Annotated in this window: 17 protein-coding genes; 7 read left to right on the plus strand and 10 right to left on the minus strand. The window is 70.5% G+C overall.

From position 1 onward, the window contains the following. Positions 1-43: 43 nt before the first annotated feature. Both ACFWFI_RS25170 and ACFWFI_RS25175 read right to left on the minus strand, forming a co-directional pair. A complete protein-coding gene (locus ACFWFI_RS25170; protein WP_387394266.1) occupies positions 44-2,743 on the minus strand; it encodes a M4 family metallopeptidase in 2,700 nt (899 codons plus the stop codon). A gap of 139 nt (positions 2,744-2,882) precedes the next feature. Continuing rightward, on the minus strand, positions 2,883-3,974 hold the full coding sequence (locus ACFWFI_RS25175) for a helix-turn-helix transcriptional regulator (RefSeq protein WP_387394268.1): 1,092 nt from the start codon (positions 3,972-3,974) through the stop codon (positions 2,883-2,885). Positions 3,975-4,176: 202 nt separating this feature from the next. Here ACFWFI_RS25175 and ACFWFI_RS25180 point away from each other — a divergent pair, with 202 nt between their 5' ends. Beyond that, positions 4,177-4,908, plus strand: a complete 732-nt coding sequence (locus ACFWFI_RS25180; protein ID WP_387394270.1) for a MerR family transcriptional regulator — start codon at positions 4,177-4,179, stop codon at positions 4,906-4,908. A gap of 36 nt (positions 4,909-4,944) precedes the next feature. Here the strand turns inward: ACFWFI_RS25180 and ACFWFI_RS25185 are convergent, their stop codons facing one another. From ACFWFI_RS25185 to ACFWFI_RS25205, 5 genes are read right to left on the minus strand one after another with little or no spacing between them, the layout of a single operon-like run. Then, on the minus strand, positions 4,945-7,116 hold the full coding sequence (locus ACFWFI_RS25185; protein WP_387394272.1) for a 3-hydroxyacyl-CoA dehydrogenase NAD-binding domain-containing protein: 2,172 nt from the start codon (positions 7,114-7,116) through the stop codon (positions 4,945-4,947). 39 nt (positions 7,117-7,155) lie between these two features. Continuing rightward, positions 7,156-8,370, minus strand: coding sequence for an acetyl-CoA C-acetyltransferase (locus tag ACFWFI_RS25190; protein WP_387394274.1), 1,215 nt, complete (start codon positions 8,368-8,370; stop codon positions 7,156-7,158). A gap of 36 nt (positions 8,371-8,406) precedes the next feature. Then, entirely contained in the window at positions 8,407-9,549 is a 1,143-nt protein-coding gene (locus ACFWFI_RS25195) for an acyl-CoA dehydrogenase family protein (RefSeq protein ID WP_387394276.1), read from the minus strand. A 1-nt stretch (position 9,550) separates the two neighbouring features. Further along, positions 9,551-10,585 carry an LLM class F420-dependent oxidoreductase gene (locus ACFWFI_RS25200; RefSeq protein ID WP_387394278.1) on the minus strand — a complete coding sequence of 345 codons (1,035 nt, stop codon included), beginning with the start codon at positions 10,583-10,585 and terminating at the stop codon, positions 9,551-9,553. Beyond that, a complete protein-coding gene (locus ACFWFI_RS25205; protein WP_387394280.1) occupies positions 10,585-11,736 on the minus strand; it encodes a CaiB/BaiF CoA transferase family protein in 1,152 nt (383 codons plus the stop codon). Before ACFWFI_RS25205 ends, ACFWFI_RS25200 begins: the two co-directional genes overlap by 1 nt. Positions 11,737-11,941: 205 nt before the next feature. On the opposite strand from ACFWFI_RS25205, the gene ACFWFI_RS25210 reads away from it, so the two are divergent. Continuing rightward, complete coding sequence (locus tag ACFWFI_RS25210) at positions 11,942-13,132, plus strand: saccharopine dehydrogenase family protein (protein WP_387394282.1); 1,191 nt, start codon at positions 11,942-11,944, stop codon at positions 13,130-13,132. A gap of 24 nt (positions 13,133-13,156) precedes the next feature. Here ACFWFI_RS25210 and mmpA read toward each other — a convergent pair whose 3' ends face one another. Beyond that, the gene (gene mmpA / locus ACFWFI_RS25215; protein WP_387394284.1) at positions 13,157-13,303 is read right to left on the minus strand and encodes a morphogenic membrane protein MmpA; all 147 of its coding nucleotides are present in this window, start codon (positions 13,301-13,303) and stop codon (positions 13,157-13,159) included. A gap of 85 nt (positions 13,304-13,388) precedes the next feature. Continuing rightward, on the minus strand, positions 13,389-14,066 hold the full coding sequence (locus tag ACFWFI_RS25220; protein WP_387394285.1) for an endonuclease V: 678 nt from the start codon (positions 14,064-14,066) through the stop codon (positions 13,389-13,391). 37 nt (positions 14,067-14,103) lie between these two features. On the opposite strand from ACFWFI_RS25220, the gene ACFWFI_RS25225 reads away from it, so the two are divergent. Beyond that, a complete protein-coding gene (locus tag ACFWFI_RS25225) occupies positions 14,104-14,403 on the plus strand; it encodes a YciI family protein (RefSeq protein ID WP_387394287.1) in 300 nt (99 codons plus the stop codon). A gap of 7 nt (positions 14,404-14,410) precedes the next feature. On the opposite strand, the gene ACFWFI_RS25230 is transcribed toward ACFWFI_RS25225, so the two are convergent. Further along, a complete protein-coding gene (locus tag ACFWFI_RS25230; RefSeq protein WP_387394289.1) occupies positions 14,411-15,466 on the minus strand; it encodes a WD40/YVTN/BNR-like repeat-containing protein in 1,056 nt (351 codons plus the stop codon). A gap of 214 nt (positions 15,467-15,680) precedes the next feature. Here ACFWFI_RS25230 and ACFWFI_RS25235 point away from each other — a divergent pair, with 214 nt between their 5' ends. From ACFWFI_RS25235 to ACFWFI_RS25250, 4 genes are all read left to right on the plus strand, one after another. Continuing rightward, on the plus strand, positions 15,681-16,097 hold the full coding sequence (locus ACFWFI_RS25235) for a spore wall synthesis regulator SsgD (protein WP_387394291.1): 417 nt from the start codon (positions 15,681-15,683) through the stop codon (positions 16,095-16,097). Positions 16,098-16,444: 347 nt separating this feature from the next. After that, positions 16,445-17,002 (plus strand): dihydrofolate reductase family protein, encoded by a 558-nt coding sequence (locus ACFWFI_RS25240; RefSeq protein WP_387394293.1) that lies wholly within the window; start codon positions 16,445-16,447, stop codon positions 17,000-17,002. A gap of 355 nt (positions 17,003-17,357) precedes the next feature. After that, on the plus strand, positions 17,358-19,004 hold the full coding sequence (locus tag ACFWFI_RS25245; protein ID WP_387394295.1) for an ABC-F family ATP-binding cassette domain-containing protein: 1,647 nt from the start codon (positions 17,358-17,360) through the stop codon (positions 19,002-19,004). Positions 19,005-19,159: 155 nt separating this feature from the next. Next, positions 19,160-20,137, plus strand: a complete 978-nt coding sequence (locus tag ACFWFI_RS25250) for an acyl-ACP desaturase (protein ID WP_387394297.1) — start codon at positions 19,160-19,162, stop codon at positions 20,135-20,137. Positions 20,138-20,212: the final 75 nt, after the last annotated feature.

The raw sequence follows: 20,212 nt of genomic DNA on the forward strand, positions 1-20,212 counted from the left end.
CCGGAGTTCCGGTGGGCGCCCCGACTCGGGTGTGCGTGGGGGCTTACTCCTCGCAGCTCCCGGCGAAGGTCGAGCGGGTCGCGACATCGGTGTCCGCGGCCGTGGTGTCCAGCCAGGCGACACGCCGGCCCTCCCCGAGGGACGGGGCCAGCTGGGCGCCGGAGGAGCAGGAGACACGGCTGAAGTTGTTCAGGCCGGCGAGGACGTCGGCGGTCGTGGAGACCCTGACCTTGCCGGGGCCGGTCCAGGAGCCCAAGGCACCCCAGACGTCATAGCTCGAGTAGGCGAAATACTCCTCGGTGACCGAGAACTGGGCGCCGTAGGTGCCCGTCGGTGTGCGCAGCTTCGCGGCCTCGGACAGGTCGTCGGCCGGCGCCGACATGAAGGTGGTGCCCGGGACCAGGCCGCCGGTCTCGCGCCAGTAGATCCGGTCGGAGGTCAGCTGGATGTCGGAGACGAAGTTGAAGACCCAGCCGCCGATCCGCTTGTTCTGCGTGGTGCCCGACTCGATGTCGTACAGGTACACATAGCCGCCGGTGCCCGTCCAGGCGATCCGGCCGTGCTTCATCGCGAGCCGGGAAGCCGTGGTGCCGGCCTCGGGGGTCACGTTGACGGTGGTGCCGTCGGCCCTGCGGAGCAGGACGTCCTGCTCGCCGTCGGAAGTGGTGCTGATGTAGGCGAGCGCGCCGTCGTCGGTGACCGGCTCGGTCTCGTCGGCGCCGGGCAGGTCGACGAGCTTCCTGATACCGCCCTGGCCCTTCTCGCCGGCTCGGTAGATTCCGACGCCGTCGGCGGCGACGCGGGTGAAGACGATGCGGTCGTCGTCCAGGGACGGGTCGAGCAGATGGGCGTCCTTCTGGGCGAGTTCACGCTGCGGCTTCTTGCCGAAGCGGCCCACTGTGATCCCGAAGGCCTCGCTGCCCTGGCCCCAGGCGATGGCGTCGCCGTGCGGGATCGCGTAGACGTCACCGTTGATCTGGGCGGCCTGCTCGTCGATGCCGCCGTAGACCTCGTAGGCGGGCAGGACTCCGGCGCCGATTACCGTGCCGTCCTGCGTGCCGCTCCTTTTCTCCCAGCCCTTCTCGATGCCGTGGGCGTCGAAGGCCGCGCCGATCGCGGCGAGGTCGCCCTTGGAGACACGGAGCGACTTCGCGGCGAGGGTGACCGCGTTACGCATGTCGGTGAAGCCGGACAGCGGGGTGAGGTAGTTCTGCGCGGCACGGTTGACGACCTGGTCCGCGAGCTTGCTGTCGATGTTCTTGCGCATGTCCCACAGCGCCCCGCCGACGATGGTGGAGTTGTGGTGCACTCCGCCGTTGTCGATGTCGAGGGTGATGGGCAGGTAGTCCTTCCGCGCGCTGCGGCCGTCGTTCAGGTCGCGCAGGGCGCACTCCTCCAGCGGTTCGGTGCCGTTGCAGAGGTACTCACCGATGAGACCGGACGTCGGGTCGTCCATGGCGACGCCCTTGTCGGCGGTCTCCATGGCGTTGCCGAAGTAGTCGGATATCGCCTCGTTCAGCGCACCGGACTGGTTGAGGTAGACGAGGCCCGCGGAGTGCTCGGTGACCCCGTGCGTCATCTCGTGGCCGACGACGTCCAGGCCGACGGAGAGCGGGACGCCCTTCATGTGGCCGTAGACCATCTTGGAGCCGTCCCAGAAGGCGTTGGCGTAGTCCTTGCCGTTGCTGGAGACGTTGACGACGGAGTGGATCGAGCCGCCCTCACCGTCGACGCCGTCCCGGCCGAGCTGGTCGCGGAGGTACTCGTAGACCTTGGTGGCATTGAGGTGGGCGTCCACCGCGCCGGAGGTGGTGTTGACTCCGTCGAAGCGGTCGCTCGCGGAGCTGCCCAGCGGGGTGCCCTCGCCGACCGGGCCGCCCGCCACGTCCTGGTAGCGCGCCCGCTGTGCGTCGTAGGTACGGATCTGGCCGCCGGTCTCGGCGTACATGGCACGGGCCGAGTCGACGAGCGTGTAGGTGCCGTCCGTCTCCTTGTTGACGCCCAGCTTCGCCTCGGTGCCGTCGAAGCGGACGCCGGTGCCCTCGGCGGGCGAGGCGTCGGCGGCGGCGTCGACGTTGTTGTACGAGAGCGCGATGCCGCCCACCCGCGCGTCGATGTAGACCTCCTGACGCACCGGACTGCCGTCCGCCTTGCCACCGGTGACGGTGAAGTGCCAGGCCAGCCTGCCGCCGTCGGCGTCGGGCAGCACGGTGAGGCCCTGCGCCCTGGTCTGCCGCCCCTCCACTCCGTCGAGGCCGCGGTCGAGGGAGAACATCCGCTGCTTCGCGGTGGCCTCGTCGACCAGGGGCGTGGTGGAGACCGTGAGGTCCGTGTAGAGCGTGCCGGTCGCCGAAGTGATCCGCACACCGCCGTCGCCGGCCTCGGTCTGCACCGCGTACTGGGCACCGAAGACGGGTACGCCGTCGTGTTTCTGCTGGAAGCGGACGGAGGACTGCTTGCCGTCCTCGGTGGTCCTCACCGTCTTCAGATCGCTCTCGGCGACCTTGTACGTTCCCTTGTACGCCTTCATGTGGGCGCGGGCCGCCTCGGCGGGCGTGCCCTCGCGCACCGTGTCGTCCAGTCCCTGCGTCATGGCCGGGGCGACGGGGACGGGGTCCGCCTCCGCCGTCGTCGCGGCCGGCGTGCCTGTCCCGGCCCAGGCCGGTGCGGCCAGCAGCGCCGAGCCGGTGGCGGTGATGACGACTCCGGCCGCCAGTATCCGCCGGATCCTCGTTGTTCTCACAGAACCCTCCCCATCGCACACCCATCGGTGGGACGCACTGTTGTACGCCCCACCCGGTTGACGGGGTTGATCCTTCGGTACGCGGGGACGGCCAACAAGGGATGACGACGGCGTGAAAGCGCCGTGGCGTAATTGCGCCTCAAAGCCCTCGCGGCGCACAGGGATCGGGGTCTTCGAGCCAGCCCGCGCGGGCTGCGTGCCAGCCGAGCTGGAACCGGGTGGCCGCGCCGACCTCGTCCATCAGGACCCGCAGCCGCCGCTGCACGGTGCGATGCCCCATGCCGAGCTGGCGGGCGATGGCTGCGTCGGTCAGACCGGTGTGCAGCAGCGCCACGATCTCCCGGTCGGCCGGCGTGAGAGCGTCCTCCCGGCCGGTCCCGGCGCCGCTCAGCCGCCACCCCTTCTCGAAGTGCTCGTCGAACAGCGAGCAGAGGGCGGTGAGCAGGCCCGTCCGGTGCACGACGAGCGCGACCGGCTCGGTTTCCCGCTCCGGGTTCAGGGGCAGCAGTGCGACCCGCCGGTCCACGATGACCAGTTTGATCGGCAGCCGGTCCGTGACGGAGATGTGCTGGCCCAGTGCGACGCACGAGGCCATCACCGCTGCCGTCGCCGGATGCTCCAGTCCTTCGCGTTCGACCACGCTGCGCACGGTCACTCCGCGGCGCATCAGCTCCGCGTCCGCCTCCGCGAAGTTGTCCTCGTAGGAGAGCACCGCCGGCGCGTGCCTGGTGGGGACCAGGGTGCAGACCTCGCTGACGGCCTGACGCTGCATCGTCAGCAGGCGGCGCCGGATCGCGGCCGGGCCGGTCAGTACTTCCACGGGCACCCCCGAGGCGTGCGCCTGGGCGGACCGGTGCCGTTCGGTGAGGTCGCCGACGAAGGACTCGACCTGGCGCAGCGCGGCCCGCCGGGACTCCAGGAGCGACCCGAGTGCCAGCACGGGCGACGCGGCCCGGTACCGGACGGTGCTGCCGTCTTCCGGCTGCCCGGCGCTGGCGAGGCCGCGCTCGACGAGCGACTCGAGGGCCTGGGCCACCACGGGGCCGCTCAACGGCCCTTCGAGTGCCGGCGGTTCACAGTCGGGACGGTCCACGAGCAGCCGGTAGACCACGTCCTCGGCTTCCCCGAGACCGAGCAGTGTCAGCAGGGAGGAGTCCGCCGGGCCGACTGCGGGCGCGGGGGTCACCTCGTCCCGTCCGGACCGTGTCCGCGCCGCCTCGCCGTCCCTCACGTGGCCCCCTTCCCGCGGTACCCGCGTCGGCCGTCACACTATCCGCAGACATCGGTGATGAACGGCGCCCATGTGTGCGAACACCTCGGGGCCAGGGACGCTCACCCGTGGGCACTTTCACAACAGTGGTGCGACAGCAATACTGTTGCACCTGATCGACCCAGGCCCGTCAGGACGGGCCTGTCCGCGACAAGGAGCAGCCATGGCGACCGGAACCGACGAGCCGACGCTGACCGTCGACGAGCTGGCGGCGCGTGCGGGAGTCACCGTGCGCACCGTGCGCTTCTACAGCACCAGGGGCCTGTTGCCGCCTCCGGTGATCGGGCCCCGGCGCGTCGGGCACTACGGGCCGGACCACCTCTCCCGGCTGGCCCTCATCGAGGAACTCCAGCACCAGGGCATGACGCTGGCCGCCATCGAGCGATACCTCCAGCAGCTGCCGCCCGACCTGAGCGCCCAGGATCTGGCGATCCACCGCGCCCTGGTGGCGTCCTGGGCGCCGGACTCGGCAGAGGACATGGAGCGATCCGAGCTGGAGCGACGGGCGGGCCGGGCCCTCAGTGGGCAGGACGTGGACCGGCTGGCGGCCATGGGAGTGCTGGAGCGCCCCACGGCGCCCGAGGGGCCCTTCCTCGTGGACCCGGGTCTGCTGCGGCTCGGGGTGGAGCTCCTGGACGTGCCCATCGCGCACGAGACGATCCTGGCCGCGCGCACGGTCCTCCTGGAGCACACCCGCTCGGCGGCCCACGAACTGACCCGGCTTTTCCGGGACGAGGTGTGGAACCCCTACCGGGAGCGGGAGTCGGACCCGGAACACGTGAAGGCGATGAAATCGCTCTCGGCCCATATGCAGCCGATGGTGCTCCAGGCGCTGCTGACCGCCTTCCAGCGGTCGTTGAAGGAGGAGCTGCGGGCCGCGTTCACCGCCGAGTGATCAGGCGATGGACGCGGCCCGCGGGGGCGTGCCGGGTCAGTCGTGGAAGGTCTCGCCCTTCTCCGCCTTCTCCAGCAGCAGCGCGGACGGCAGGAAGCGGTCTCCGTAGCGCTCGGCGAGCTGCCGGGCGCGCGCCACGAAGCCGGGCAGGCCGCCCTCGTACCCGTTGATGTACTGGAGCACGCCGCCGGTCCAGGCCGGGAAGCCGATGCCCATGATGGAGCCGATGTTGGCGTCGGCCACGGTCATGAGGACGTTCTCCTCCAGGCAGCGGACACTGTCCAGCGCCTCGGAGAAGAGCATCCGCTCCTTCATGTCCTCGAAGGGCACGTCGGTACCGGGCTTCGTGAAGTGCTCACGCAGGCCCGGCCAGAGCGCGCCCCGGCCGCCGTCCTCGCCGTACTCGTAGAAGCCCGCTCCCCCGCTGCGCCCGGGCCGTCCGAACTCGTCGACCATGCGGTCGATGACTCCGTCCGCGGGATGCGTGGCCCAGGCGCCGCCCGCCTCCTCGACGGCGCGCCGGGTCTCGTTGCGGATCTTGCGGGGCAGGGTGAGCGTCAGCTCGTCCATGAGGGAGAGCACCTTGGCCGGGTAGCCGGCCTGCGCCGCCGCCTGCTCGACCGACGCGGGTTCGACACCCTCGCCGACCATCGCGACGCCTTCGTTGATGAAGTGGCCGATGACGCGCGAGGTGAAGAAGCCGCGCGAGTCGTTGACGACGATCGGGGTCTTCTTGATCCGGCGCACCAGGTCGAAGGCGCGTGCCAGTGCCTCGTCCCCGGTCTTCTCGCCCCTGATGATCTCGACGAGCGGCATCTTGTCCACGGGCGAGAAGAAGTGCAGCCCGATGAAGTCCACCGGCCTGCTGACGCCTTGGGCGAGCACGGTGATGGGCAGCGTCGAGGTGTTGGAACAGAGCAGCGCGTCGGGGTCGACGATGTCCTGGATCTCCTGGAACACCTTGTGCTTGAGCGCGGTGTCCTCGAAGACCGCCTCGATCACGGCGTCGCAGCCCGCGAGGTCGGCAGGGTCCCCGGTCGGGGTGATGCGGGCCAGCAGCTCGTCCCGCTTCGCCTCGGTCGTGCGGCCCCGGGAGAGTGCCTTGGCGAGGAGCTTCTCGCTGTACGCCTTGCCCTTGGCGGCCGCCTCGGTGGAGACGTCCTTGAGGACGACGTCGATGCCGGCGCGGGCGCAGGAGTAGGCGATGCCCGCGCCCATCATCCCGGCGCCGAGGACGGCCACCTTGCGGACCTGGCGCTCCTCGACGCCCTCCGGGCGGCTGGCGCCGGAGTTGACCGCCTGAAGGTCGAAGAAGAAGGCCTGGATCATGTTCTTCGCGACCTGGCCGGTGACCAGCTCGGTGAAGTAGCGCGCCTCGATGGTCTGCGCGGTCTCGAAGTCGACCTGTGACCCCTCGACCGCCGCGGCCATGATGTTGCGGGGCGCGGGCATGGGCGCCCCCGCGAGCTGCTTCTTGAGGTTGGCCGGGAAGGCGGGCAGGTTGGCCGCGAACTTCGGGTTCGACGGAGTGCCGCCGGGGATCCGGTAGCCCTTTACGTCCCAGGGCTGCTGCGATTCGGGGTTGGCGTCGATGAAGGCGCGGGCCTTGTCGAGCATCTCCTCCCGGGTGGCGGCGACCTCGTGGATCAGGCCGTTCTCCAGCGCCCGCTGCGGGGTGTACTGGGTGCCCTGGAGCAGGACCTTCAGCAGGGCGTCGGTGATGCCCATCAGCCGTACGGTACGGGTGACACCGCCGCCCGCGGGCAGCAGGCCGAGGGTGACCTCGGGCAGGCCGATACGGGAGCCGGGGGCGTCCAGGGCGACGCGGTGGTGGGCCGCGAGCGCGATCTCGTAACCGCCGCCGAGCGCGGCGCCGTTGATGGCGGCGACGACCGGCTTGCCGAGGGTCTCGATACGGCGCAGCGACTTCTTGATGGCGGTTCCGGCGTCGAACGCCGCCTGGGCGTTCTCGGGACCGATCTTGATCATGTCCTTGAGGTCGCCGCCCGCGAAGAAGGTCTTCTTCGCGGAGGTGTAGATGATGCCCCGGATGGAGTCCTTCTCGGCCTCGGCGCGCTCGGCGACGGCCGCGATGGACTCCTTGAAGCCCTGGTTCATCGTGTTGGCGGACTGGTTGGGGTCGTCGAGTACGAGGGTGACGACGCCGGTCTCGTCCTGTTCCCAGCGAATGGTCGTGCTCTCGGTCATTGCTTGTCTTCTCCGTAGGCAGGGATGGCCGGGGGACGGTCAGAGACGCTCGATGACGGTGGCAACACCCATGCCGCCGCCGACGCAGAGGGTGACGAGGCCGTAGCGCTTGTCCTGACGCTCCAGTTCGTCGATGAGGGTGCCGAGGATCATGGCGCCGGTCGCGCCGAGCGGGTGGCCGAGTGCGATGGCGCCGCCGTTGACGTTGACCTTGTCGAGGGAGAGGCCCATGTCCCGGACGAAGCGCAGGACGACTCCCGCGAAGGCCTCGTTGATCTCGACGAGGTCGATGTCGTCGATGGTGAGTCCGGCCTTGGCCAGCGCCTTGCGGGTGGCGGGGGCGGGCCCGGTGAGCATGATGGTCGGCTCGGATCCGGAGACGGCGGCCGAGACGATCCGGGCGCGAGGGGTGAGTCCGTAGCGCTCGCCCGTCTCCTTGGAGCCGATCGCGACGAGGGCCGCGCCGTCGACGATCCCGGAGGAGTTGCCCGCGTGGTGGACGTGGTCGATCTTCTCGACCCAGTGGTACTTCTGGAGGGCCACGGCGTCGAAGCCGCCCATCTCGCCGATCGTGGCGAACGAGGGCTTGAGGGAGGCGAGGGAGTCGGCGGTGGTGCCGGGGCGCATGTGCTCGTCGTGGTCGAGGACGAGCAGGCCGTTGCGGTCCCTGACGGGGACGACGGAACGGGCGAAGCGCTCCTCCTTCCAGGCGATGGCGGCGCGCTCCTGGGACAGGGCGGCGTACTCGTCGACGTCCCGTCGCGAGAAGCCCTCGACGGTGGCGATGAGGTCGGCGCCGATGCCCTGCGGGGCGAAGCCGGTCTCGAAGCTGGTCATCGGGTCCATGGCCCATGCCCCGCCGTCGGAGCCCATGGGCACGCGGGACATGGATTCGACGCCGCCGGCCAGGACGAGGTCCTCCCAGCCCGAACGGACCTTCGCGGCAGCGAGGTTGACCGCTTCGAGGCCGGAGGCGCAGAAGCGGTTCTCCTGTACGCCCGCGACGGAGTCCGGGAGCCCCGCGGCGATCGCGGCGATCCGGGCGATGTCGGAGCCCTGGTCACCCAGCGGGCTGACGACACCGAGGACGATGTCGTCGATGGCCGCGGGGTCCAGGTCGGGGAAGCGGTCACGGATCTCGTGGATGAGGCCGACGACGAGGTCGATCGGCTTGGTGCCGTGCAGGGCGCCGTTGGCCTTGCCGCGGCCGCGCGGGGTACGGATCGCGTCGTAGACGAATGCTTCGGTACTCAAGGCAGCTGCCTTTCGGGGTCGGTGCTGGGCAGGGGGTCAGGCGAGCAGCGAGCGGCCGATGATCTCCTTCATGATCTCGGTCGTCCCGCCGTAGATGGTCTGGATACGGCCGTCGGTGAAGGCCTTGGCGACCCGGTACTCCGTCATATAGCCGTATCCGCCGTGGAGTTGGAGGCAGCGGTCGGCCACCCGCTTCTGCAGCTCGGTGGCCCACCACTTGGCCATCGAGGCGTGGACGGCGTCCAGCGTCCCCTCGGAGTGGTCGACGATGCACCGGTCGAGGAACGCCCGGGTGACGGCGCACTCGGTTGCCATCTCGGCGATCTCGAAGCGGATGTGCTGGAGCTTGGAGAGCGGGCGCCCGAAGGCCTCGCGCTCCTTGACGTACCGGGTGGTGATCTCCAGGAGGTATTCGGCGGCGGCGATTCCGGCGACCGCTATGCCCATCCGTTCCTGGGCCAGGTTGGTCATGAGGTGGATGAAGGCGCCGTCGAGCTCGCCGAGGAGGTTCTCCTTGGGGACGCGTACGTCGTTGAAGAAGAGCTCGGCGGTGTCCTGGGACTTCTGCCCGATCTTGTCGAGGTTCCGGCCCCGCTCGAAGCCCTCGGCGCCGCGCTCGACCACGAGCAGCGACAGGCCCTTCGCCCCGCCCTCCGGTGAGGTCTTCGCGACGACGATCACCAGGTCGGCGAGGATGCCGTTGGAGATGAAGGTCTTCGAGCCGTTGAGGAGCCAGTGGTCGCCCTTGTCCTCGGCACCGGTGCGGATGCCCTGGAGGTCGGAGCCCGCACCGGGTTCGGTCATGGCGATGGCGGTGATGGTCTCGCCGCTGCAGAAACCGGGCAGCCAGCGCCGTTTCTGCTCCTCGGTGCCGAGACCGGTGAGATAGGGGCCGATGATGTCGTTGTGCAGCCCGAGCGCCAGCCCTGAGACCCCGGCCCGGGTGAACTCCTCGGCGAGTACGGCGCTGTAGCGGAAGTCGGCGTTGCCGCCGCCTCCGTACTCCTCGGGGACGGCGAGGCCGAGCAGTCCCTGCCGGCCGGCCGCGAGCCAGGCCTCGCGCGAGACGATGCCGTCCTTCTCCCACTGCTCGTAGTGCGGGAGGACCTCCTTGGCCAGGAAGGTGCGGACGGTCTCGCGGAACGCGTCATGCTCTTCGGTGAAGATCTGCCGCTGCACTTCAAGCCCCCTGGAGCCAGTTCTTGACGGTGGAGATCAGCCGTGCCGGCTCGGGGCCGACGGGCGTGACGTTGAGCATGGTGACCCCGGCCTCGCGGAAGGCCTCGATGCGGTCGCGTACGTAGCCTTCGGGGCCGCAGAGCGTCATGAGCTCGCAGAATTCTTCCGGGACGGCGGCCTCCGCCTCCCTCTTCCTCCCGGAGAGGTAGAGCTCCTGGATGGTGGCGGCCTCCTTCTCGTAGCCGTAGGCGACGGCGAGGTCGTTGTAGAAGTTCTTGCCCCGCGCACCCATGCCGCCGACGTACAGCGCGATCTGCGGCCGGGCGAGGTCCCTGACGGCGGCCGCGTCGTCGCCGATGGCCAGCAGGCCGCCCGCGACGGTCTGCAGGGGGCCGAGCTCCGGATCGCGCTTCGCCGCGCCCTCGGCCAGTGCCGCGCCCCAGACCTGCTGGGCCTTCTCCGGGATGTAGAGGGTGGGCAGCCAGCCGTCGGCGATCTCAGCGGTCAGCCGGACGTTCGCGGGGCCGAGGGAGGCGACGTAGAGGGGGATGGTGTCGCGCACCGGCCTGGTGAGGATCTTCAGCGGCTTGCCGAGCCTGCCGCCCTTCTCCTTCGGCAGGGGCATGTCGGTGATGCCGTGGTGGTCGATGACCTCGCGGCGCCAGATCCGCCGGCAGAGCTCGACGGTCTCGCGGGTCCGGCCGAGCGGCTTGTCGTAGGGCTTGCCGTGCCAGCCCTCCACGACCTGCGGGCCCGAGGCGCCGAGTCCGAGCAGGGCACGGCCCCCGGACACGGCGTCGAGCCCGGCGCCGGTCTGGGCGATGAGGGCGGGGGTGCGGGAGTAGACGTTGAGGATCGCCGCACCGATCTTCAGGTGTTCCGTGCGGGCGGCGAGGTAGCCCATGAGAGTGGGCGAGTCGAAGCCGTACGCCTCGGCGACCCAGACGGCGTCGAGTCCGGCGGACTCGAGTTCGGCGACCTGGTCGCAGGCGGCGCGCGGGTCGCCCGCGTAGTTCAGCGGCAGGGAGAGTTCCATCAGCCGGTCGTTTCCTTCCCGGTGGTCAGCAGGCCCGGCAGGTCCCAGTCCGCGGCGACGGCCTCGGTGTCCGCTCCGGGCAGCGCGGGTCCGCTGCGTACGGAGACGGGTGTCGCGGAGAAGCGGGGTGCGGGGGCGGGCTGGGTGAGGCCGCTGTGCTCCACATAGGTGGAGCGGGCGGCGAGGTGGGGGTGGCGGGGCGCCTCACGGAGCGAGAGGACGGGGGCCACGCAGGCGTCCGTCCCCTCGAAGATCTCGGTCCACTCGGCGCGCGTACGGGTGCTGAACCGGTCGGCGACGAGGGCGCGCAGTTCCTCCCAGCGTCCGAAGTCGTTGCGGTCGGGCGCCTCGTCCCCGAGTCCGAGGAGCTCGGCGAACTCCTCGTAGAAGCGGGGCTCCAGGGCCCCGACCGCCATGTACAGGCCGTCGGAGGTCTCGTAGGAGCCGTAGAAGGGGCAGCCGCCGTCGAGGAGGTTGGAGCCGCGGCGGTCCTGCCAGCTGCCGGCCGCCAGCATCCCGTGGATCATGGTGGCGAGATGGGCCGCGCCGTCGACGATGGCCGCGTCGACGACCTGCCCCCTCCCGCCGGGCGTCCGGGCGTGCTGGAGGGCTGCGAGCACACCGACGACGAGGTAGAGCGAGCCGCCCGCGTAGTCGCCGACCAGGTTGGCGGGCACCGTCGGCGGTTCGCCGGATCTGCCGATCATGGACAGGGTGCCCGTGAGGGCGATGTAGCCGATGTCGTGACCCGCCCGGTCGGCCAGCGGACCGTCCTGGCCCCAGCCGGTCATCCGTCCGTAGACGAGCCGCGGATTGCGCTCCAGGCAGGCGTCCGGGCCCACTCCGAGGCGTTCGGCGACGCCCGGCCGGTAGCCCTCGATCAGGATGTCGGCGCGCTCGACGAGGTCGAGGACCTGCCCGGCTCCGCCCTCGGCCTTCAGGTCGACGAGGACCGACCGCTTGTTGCGGTTGGTGAGGTCGAAGGCGGGTTCGATGCCGATCACCGAGCCTCCGGGCCGGTCGACGCGCACCACGTCGGCGCCGAGGTCGGCGAGGAGCATAGCGGCGAACGGCCCCGGGCCGATGCCCGCCAGTTCGACGACGCGCACCCCGGCCAGCGGGCCCTGCGGCCCGTGTCCTGTCGTTGCCATCAAGCCCCCAGCGGTGTGACACAACTGATGTAACATCGATGATGCTAAGAACCGGCCGCTCTCGGCACAACCCTTTTGGCCGAGCAAGCGCTTAGTTCTTTCCCGTCGATCCTCTCGCACAGAAGCCCGCCCGGCCGCGCGGCACCACGAACACCTCCGCTACCCTCTGCCTGCTACATCGGCGCAGGCCCCTGCGGAGGCACGTATGAACAGGCAGAACGGGGCAGAACGCCCTTATGACGTCGTCCTTTTCGGAGCCACCGGTTTCGTGGGGGCGCTCACGGCCGAATATCTGGCCGCACACGCGCCTGACGGCTGCCGCTGGGCCCTGGCCGGCCGCAGCCGCGGCAAGCTGGAACAGCTGCGCGAGCGCCTGGCCGAGAGCCACCCGCGCTGCGCGGACCTGCCTCTGCTGACGGCTGATTCGGACGACGCCGATTCCCTGCGTGAACTCGCCGAGTCCTCACACGTGGTGGCGTCGACGGTCGGACCGTACGTCCTGTACGGCGAGAAGCTGGTGGCCGCCTGCGCGGAGGCCGGGACCGACTACGCCGACCTCACCGGTGAGGCGGAGTTCGTCGACCGGATGTACCTGGAGCACGACGGCCGGGCCCGCGAGACGGGTGCCCGGCTCGTACACGCCTGCGGCTTCGATTCCGTGCCGCACGACCTGGGCGCCTACTTCACCGTGCGGCAGCTCCCCGAGGGGGTCCCGCTGACGGTCGACGGCTACGTCCGCACCGACGCGGTCTTCTCCGGCGGTACGTTCGCCTCGGCGCTCACCGCGATGGGCCGTGGCCCGCAGATGGTGCGGGCCGCGCGGGAGCGACGTCTGCACGAGCCGCGCCTGGTCGGCCGCAGGGTCCGTGCCCCGCAGGGCGCACCGCACTTCAGCCCGGAGACCGGCACCTGGGCGCTGCCGCTGCCGACCCTGGATCCCCGCGTGGTGGAGCGGTCCGCACGGGGGCTGGAGCGCTACGGCCCGGACTTCCGCTACCGGCACTTCGCCTCCGTGAAGCACCTGCCCATGGCACTCGGCGGCACGGCGGCGACGGTCCTGCTGGTGGGGGCCGCCCAGATCCCCGCCGCGCGGCAGTGGCTGTCGGCCCGGGTCGAACCGGGCACGGGCCCCGACGAGCGGCGCAGGCAGCGCAGCTGGTTCACGGTCCGCTTCATCGGGGAGGGCGGCGGCCGGCGGGTCTACACGGAGGTCTCGGGCGGGGACCCCGGTTACGGCGAGACGGCGAAGATGCTGGCCGAGGCGGCTCTGGCGCTCGCCCTCGACGACCTGCCGGCGACGTCGGGTCAGGTCACGACGGCCGTGGCGATGGGCGATGCGCTGTTGGAGCGGCTACAGGCGGCGGGGTTGCGTTTCCGGGTCGCGGCGTCGCGCTGAGCACCGGAAGGGGGACGCAGCCGGTCAGAGCACCCAGGACGCCAGCGTGACGACCATGGACACGGTCCAGCCGGCGCCCGCGAGGACGCCCAGCGTCATGCCCACGGCGACGCCGCGCTGGGAGAGACGTACGGTTCCGGTGCTCATCTGAGGTGCGTGGTGGTCGATCATGTGTACCAGCCTGCCCCTGATATTCGACAAACAACATCCGTATTTGTACTCAGTCGGCAACAGATCCCCGGGCAGGCGGCGTCCTTCAGCCGATCGCTTCCTTCAGCGCGGACCGGCACAGGGCGTCGGCCCTGCGCGTGGTCTCCGGCTGCCGGAAGTCACGGGCCAGCGCGAGCGTATGGGCACAGGCGTTGTCCAGGCCGGTGCGGTGACCGACGGAGACGAAGAGGGGTTTCGTGGCGTCCTGCGTCCGCAGGGCCCGGCCCACCTCCTCGTCCCCGTCCAGGAGCGGGGTGAAGTCACCGCGCCGGGGACCGGGTTGCTCGTAGCGGAAGGCGAAGGGGTTCTTCGCGACACCGATGACCGGCAGACCTGTGAGCACACCGAGGTGGCTGGCGAGCCCGAACCTGCGCGGGTGGGCCCGCCCGTAGCCGTCGCAGACGACGAGCCCCGGGTCCACCGGCAGGCCCTCCAGCGCGGCCAGGACGGCCGGGATCTCCCGGAAGGCGAGTAGGCCGGGGATGTACGGGAACGTCACACGGCCTTCGGCGGTGGACTCGGCGATCACTTCCAGGGTCGCCGCGTCGAGGACGACGGCCGCCGCGACGACGAGATCCCGCTCGTCGTCGTAGGCGACGTCGACCCCCGTGACCCGGCCGGTTCCGGGCGGTGGCCCCGGCTCGTCCAGCACCACCCGTGCGCGCAACGCGTCCTGGACGGCGCGGGCTTCGGCCTCGTCGGCGGGCATCCGGAAAGTCGTCATGGCGGGTCAGTCTAGGCAGCCCGGTAGCCTGGCGATCATGTTCGTACTCGAGTTGACCTACACCGCACCGGTCGAGCGCGTCGACGCCCTCATGACGGAGCACGTCGCCTGGCTGGACACGCAGTACGAGGCCGGGGTCTTCATCGCCTCGGGACGCAAGAACCCCCGCGACGGCGGTGTGATCCTGGCCGTGGGCGACGACCGTGCCGAGATCGAGAGGATCGCGGCCTCCGACCCCTTCGCGGCACATGAGGTGTGCGCCTACCGGATCACGGAGTTCCTCGCGACGAAGACCTCCGACGCGCTCGCACCGTACAGGCAGCAGCTGCCCGGCTGAGGCTCCGCTACCGCAGCCGCGCGACCCGTCCCTTCTCGCCCGCGGCCCAGCAGCCGCCGTCCGGGGCGCAGTCGACCGTGTCGTACGAGCCGGTGTCCACGGTCCGCCAGGTGCGGCCGCCGTCCCGGGTGACATCGGTGCCGGTCGGACCCACGGCGAGCGCCGAGCGTCGGCTGTGCGGCAGCCATGCGACGCCGGACCGGTAGGCGGGTGGCGGAACGGCCGCGCTCCGCCAGCTCCGGCCGCCGTTCCCGGTGACGGACGCGGCGTCCGGCGACGCCTGGTCCGCCCGGTAGTCGCCGCCGACCGCGATGCCGTGCGTACGGTCCCGGAAGGCGAGGCCGAACACCCCGCGCGCCGGATCCCCCGCCGGGATCCGCGACACGGCTTCCGTCCAGGTCAGGCCGCGGTCGCCGGAGTGCAGCACCCGGGCGGCCGCCGCGCCGCCGGTGGCGAGCCACACGTCCTTGCCGCCCGAACTGACGAGGCACTGGCCGCTCGCCGCGAACCCGGCCTCGCCGGGCTGTGCCGCCGGCATCCCGGCATCGGGCAGCACTCGCCAGCTCCGCCCGCCGTCCGAGGTCGACAGGATGCGGAACCTCCCGTCCACCGGGTCACTCATCGCGAGCCCGTGACGGCTGTCGAAGAAGGTCAGACAGTCGTAGAAGGCCCGGGCGTCGGTGTTGCGGAAGGACTCGGTCCAGGTGGCGCCCCCGTCCTCCGTACGGAAGACCCGGGACGCCTCGCCCTCGCCGATGGACAGCGCCACCGCCCGCCGCCGGTCGAAGGCCTCGATGTCACGGAACTCCAGCCCTGCCGCGCCGGCCGGCGAGACGTCGCGCCAGTGGAGCCCTCCGTCCGTGGTGCGCAGCACCGTGCCCCCGGAGCCCGCGACCCAGGCGGTGTCGCGGCCGACGGCGGCAAGGCCGCGGAAGCGCGCGTCCGTTCCCGTCGCCGTGAGCGCCCAACGCGGCTCCCGGTCCTCGTGCCCTCCCGGCGTGGCCTGCGCCGTCGGTGCGGCCAGTGCGGCGGTCACCGCCACACCGCACAGCACCGGTGCCATCAGTCGTCTCATCTTCCCCATGGCCCTCATGGCGCTGGAAGCTAACCCACCGGCGGACGGGCGTCCAGGGTGCACCACGCGAAACGGGGCAGTTGATCAGAGGGGGGTGGGGGCGGTGACGCAGCTCACGCCGTCCGGCAGTGCACGGATGGAGACGTTCCGTCGTCTACTCCAATGCCGGGAACCGTTCGTCCATGGCGAGAGGGAGCAGGTCTTGTCCAGCGTTATCGAGCAGTCCGTGCAGGCCCGTATGGTCGCGTCCGCGCCGCGTATGGAGACACTGCCCGCCACTCTGCACTACGACCGCAAGGACCCCTTCGCCGTCCGCATGGCGTTCCCGGCCCCTGCGACCCTCGAAGGCACCGAGGTGTCATGGGAGTTCTCCCGGGAGCTGCTCACCACAGGCATGGACGAGCCGGCCGGCGTCGGCGACGTCCGGGTCCGGCCGTTCGGGTACGACCGTACGGTTCTGGAGTTCCACGCGGTCGAGGGCATCGCGATGGTGCATGTGCGGACGTCGGAGCTGCGCCGCTTCCTGGCACGGGCGCAGGAGTTGGTACCGGTGGGGGACGAGCACCTCTTCCTGGATCTGGACGGCGATCTGACCGATCTGCTGGGCGGGTCCTCCTGAGAGGTCGCGCTGTGCGGGTCAGGGCTGCCGTCGTCGTGCCCCAACGGTCATGACGGCCGCCCGCCGGACTGCCGGTTGTGCACCGTGAGGTCGGCGCACCGGTCCGGAGTCAGGAACGCTGGTGCCGAGACCGGGTCCGGCTGTCCGTCCCAGCAGCGCCGTGCGGGGTCCGCGCACGCTGCGGGATTCCCCGGGGCAGCCCTCAGGCGTATTGACCCGCAGGGTTGTTCACACGGCTGATGGGTGGTGTCCGCCGAGTGCGGCGTGTCAGCGGTGGTGGCTGCGGGTGTGGAGGAAGTCTGTCAGGGCCGCCGGCAGACTGACGCGCTCGTACCCGAAGGAGACGCATGGCAAAGCTCATCTACTCGATGATCACCTCGCTCGACGGCTACGCCGAGGCGGCGGAGGGCGACCTCGGCACCGGGGCCGACGACCAGGAGGTGCACACCTTCATCGGCGATCTCTTCCGCCCCGTCGGCACGTACCTCTACGGCCGGCGGATGTACGAGACGATGGTCTACTGGGAGACCGCGCACACCGAGCCCGACCAGCCGCCGCACATCCTGCAGTACGCCCGCGACTGGCAGGCCGCGGAGAAGGTCGTGTACTCCACGACGCTTGGGTCGGCGTCCAGCGCGAAGACCAGGATCGAGCGGACCTTCGACCCGGACGCGGTGCGCAAGCTCAAGGCCGGGGCTGATCAGGACCTCACCGTCGACGGCCCGAACCTCGCGGCCCAGGCGATCGCGGCCGGCCTGGTGGACGAGTACCACCTGTTCATCACCACGAGCGTGGTCGGCGGCGGCAAGCGGTTCTTCCCCGACGGCGTGCGCCTCGATCTCGAGCTGGTCGAGAAGCGTGCCTTCGCCAGCGGACTGGTCTACGCCCGCTACCGGACCCGCTAGCCGCACCGGTCGGTCCCACCTGCCGGCGGCCGAGCCGGGGCAGGTGGGACCGAGCCGCAGGCGAGGAGCGGGGCGCCGGCGCGTCAGGCGTGTGCCGCGTGACCGTCCGAGGGCTTCTCCGTCCCTGGCCGACAGGCCCCAGGACGTCGTACGGACGGCCGAATTCGGTTGCGCGGCACGGGGCCCGCTCGTAACGTCACCGGTGTCCCCGTTGTCGTCGGATCGGAGAAGGACGTTGCTCCACATCTGAGGTGTCCACACATTCGCGCCGCACGCCCTGACACGCGTGTGCCTTGTGTGACCCCAGTGTCCGAGCCGTTCTCCGTGATTCCCTCGACGCAGCCGGGAGACCCTTGTGTCTGCATCCGCCACGCATATTCTCTGTTCCTCCCTCACGTTCGCCTGGCCCGACGGAGGCGAGGTCTTCAGCGGCCTTCAACTGGCCGTGGGACATGGCCGGACCGGTCTGATCGGCCTCAACGGCTGTGGCAAATCAACCCTGTTGCGGTTGATCGCAGGTGACCTCACGCCCGCAGCCGGGCACATCAGAACAGCCGGCGACATCGGCTACCTCGCACAGGACCTCATCCTGGACACCGCCCTCCGGGTGGACGACGTGCTGGGTGTGGCCACCGCGCGCGCGGCGCTCCACGCCATCGAGGCGGGCGATACCGGCGAGGAGCAGTTCGCCGCGATCGGTGACGACTGGGACGTCGAGGAACGCGCCCGCGCCGTGCTCGACCAGCTGGGCATGTCCGGGATCGGTCTCGACCGGACCGTCGGCGAGCTGTCCGGCGGCGAGTGCGTGCTGCTGCGCCTGGCGGCCTTGCTGCTGGCACGCCCTTCCGTGCTCCTGCTGGACGAGCCGACCAACAACCTCGATCTGTACGCCCGCCGACGGCTGTACGACGCCGTCGACGCCTGGACGGGAGTGCTGGTCGTGGTCAGCCATGACCGGCAGCTGCTGGAGCGGGTGGACAGGATCGCTGATCTCCGGGACGGCTCGGTCACCTGGTACGGCGGCAACCTGTCGGCCTACGAGGAGGCGCTGGCCGTGGAACAGGAGGCGGCCGAGCGGATGGTGCGGGTCGCGGAGGCCGACGTCCGGCGCCAGAAGCGCGAACTCGCCGACGCGCACGTCAAGCTTGCCCGGCGCAAGCGGTACGGGCAGAAGATGTGGGACACCAAGCGCGAGCCGAAGGTTGTGATGGGCCAGCGCAAGCAGACCGCCCAGGAGTCGGCCGGCAAGCACCGCGTCATGCACGCGGAGCGGCTGGCGGACGCGGAGGGGCGGCTCGACGAGGCGGTCGAGGCGGTACGGGACGACGAGGCGATCCGGATCGAGCTGCCGCACACCCGGGTCCATCCGGGCCTCGGTGTGCTGCTGCTCCGGGATCTCGAACTCGCCTACGGGACGAGGCTGCGGGGCGAGTGGGATCTGCGCGGACCGGAGCGGATCGCACTGCTCGGCCGCAACGGCTCGGGGAAGACGACCCTGCTGCGTACGATCGCCGGAGAGCTGGATCCGGTGTCGGGCGAGGCAACCATCCAGGTACCGGTGGGCTTCCTGCCGCAGCGACTCGATGTCCTCGACGATGCGCTGTCCTTGGTGGAAAATGTGGCACGCGTCGCGCCGGGCACCACGGTCAACGGCATCCGGGCGAGGCTGGCGCACTTCCTTTTCAAGGGTGCGCGTGCGGACCGCCCGGCCGGGACGCTCTCGGGCGGCGAGCGCTTCCGGGCCACGCTGGCGGCGCTGCTGCTCGCGGAGCCGGCTCCTCGGCTGCTGATGCTGGACGAGCCGACGAACAGCCTCGATCTGTCCGGTGTGAGCCGCCTGTCGTCGGCGCTGGACGCGTACGAGGGAGCGCTGATCGTGGCGAGCCACGACATGCCCTTCCTCAAGTCGCTGAAAATCACCCGGTGGCTACTGCTGGACGCGGACGGGCTCCGGGAAATCGACCCCGCGCAGTTGCCGGTATCCGGGGGCGAAAATGCCTGACTTGCCCGCGTGTTGATGGCTACGACCTGCACGGATAACAGTGAGTGAACACACACCGCGAGGATGAGGCTTGGCTATGGCCTTACTGCCGCCTTAACCTACGGTCACGTAACCTACGAAGCCGTAGGTAATTCTCCCGTCCCCAGGAGCCCCCCGTGACGATCACCTCTCCCCACCTCGGCAGTTCGAAGGCGTGGACTGACGCCCAGCTGCTGTACGCGCTGGAAGAGGTGGTGGAGAAGGAACTCAACCGCCATCTCAAGGTCGCCAAGGACTGGATGCCCCACGAGTACGTGCCGTTCTCCGACGGCCGTAACTTCCCCGGCCTCTTCGAGGACGGGGAGGCGTGGGAGACCAGCCAGTCCAAGGTCACCGACATCGGGCGCATCGCCCTCGTCGTGAACCTGCTGACCGAGGACAACCTCCCCAGCTACCACCACGAGATCGCCTCGCTCTTCGGCCGCGACGGCGCCTGGGGCACCTGGGTGCACCGCTGGACCGCGGAGGAGGGCCGGCACGGCATCGTGATGCGCGACTACCTGCTCACCTCGCGCGCGGTGGACCCGGACAAGCTCGAACAGTTCCGCATGGCGCACATGGCGGAGGGCTTCGAGTCCGACAACCGCCACTCCATGCTGCACTCCGTGGCGTATGTCGCGTTCCAGGAGCTCGCGACCCGCGTCTCGCACCGCAACACCGGCCATCAGTCGGGCGACCCCGTCTGCGACCGGATGCTGGCCCGGATCGCGACCGACGAGAACCTGCACATGGTCTTCTACCGCAACCTGCTGGGCGCGGCCTTCGACCTCGCCCCGGACCTCACGATGCAGTCCGTGCGGGACGTCGTCGTCAACTTCCGGATGCCCGGACACGGCATGCCCGGCTTCGAGCGGGCCGCCGCGCAGATGGCGATCGGCGAGATCTACAACATGCGCATCCACCACGACGACGTGATCCAGCCCGTGCTGCGGTACCTGAAGGTCCTCGACATCGACGGCCTCGGCCCGGAGGGCCTCAAGGCACAGGAGGAGCTCGGGCTGTACATGAGCGGCCTGGACAGCGAGGCGTCGAAGTTCGACGAGAAGCTGGCAGCCCGCAAGGCCCGCATGGCAACCCGGGCCGCCCAGGGCTGATCCGCTCGCAATCCGCTCGGCCGGGCTCGGGATCCGCTCCCCGACCCGCCGGACAGTAGCGGCGCACGCGTCACG

The organism is Streptomyces sp. NPDC060209 (genome assembly GCF_042728155.1).
In the GTDB taxonomy this organism is placed as follows: domain Bacteria; phylum Actinomycetota; class Actinomycetes; order Streptomycetales; family Streptomycetaceae; genus Streptomyces.

Bases quoted from the DNA above. Each gene is read 5' to 3' on its own strand.
- ACFWFI_RS25180 (WP_387394270.1), top strand. From the start codon at position 4,177: ATGGCGACCGGAACCGACGAGCCGACGCTGACCGTCGACGAGCTGGCG.
- ACFWFI_RS25185 (WP_387394272.1), bottom strand. From the start codon at position 7,116: ATGACCGAGAGCACGACCATTCGCTGGGAACAGGACGAGACCGGCGTC.
- ACFWFI_RS25200 (WP_387394278.1), bottom strand. From the start codon at position 10,585: ATGGAACTCTCCCTGCCGCTGAACTACGCGGGCGACCCGCGCGCCGCC.
- ACFWFI_RS25205 (WP_387394280.1), bottom strand. From the start codon at position 11,736: ATGGCAACGACAGGACACGGGCCGCAGGGCCCGCTGGCCGGGGTGCGC.
- ACFWFI_RS25210 (WP_387394282.1), top strand. From the start codon at position 11,942: ATGAACAGGCAGAACGGGGCAGAACGCCCTTATGACGTCGTCCTTTTC.
- mmpA (WP_387394284.1), bottom strand. From the start codon at position 13,303: ATGATCGACCACCACGCACCTCAGATGAGCACCGGAACCGTACGTCTC.
- ACFWFI_RS25220 (WP_387394285.1), bottom strand. From the start codon at position 14,066: ATGACGACTTTCCGGATGCCCGCCGACGAGGCCGAAGCCCGCGCCGTC.
- ACFWFI_RS25225 (WP_387394287.1), top strand. From the start codon at position 14,104: ATGTTCGTACTCGAGTTGACCTACACCGCACCGGTCGAGCGCGTCGAC.
- ACFWFI_RS25230 (WP_387394289.1), bottom strand. From the start codon at position 15,466: ATGGCACCGGTGCTGTGCGGTGTGGCGGTGACCGCCGCACTGGCCGCA.
- ACFWFI_RS25240 (WP_387394293.1), top strand. From the start codon at position 16,445: ATGGCAAAGCTCATCTACTCGATGATCACCTCGCTCGACGGCTACGCC.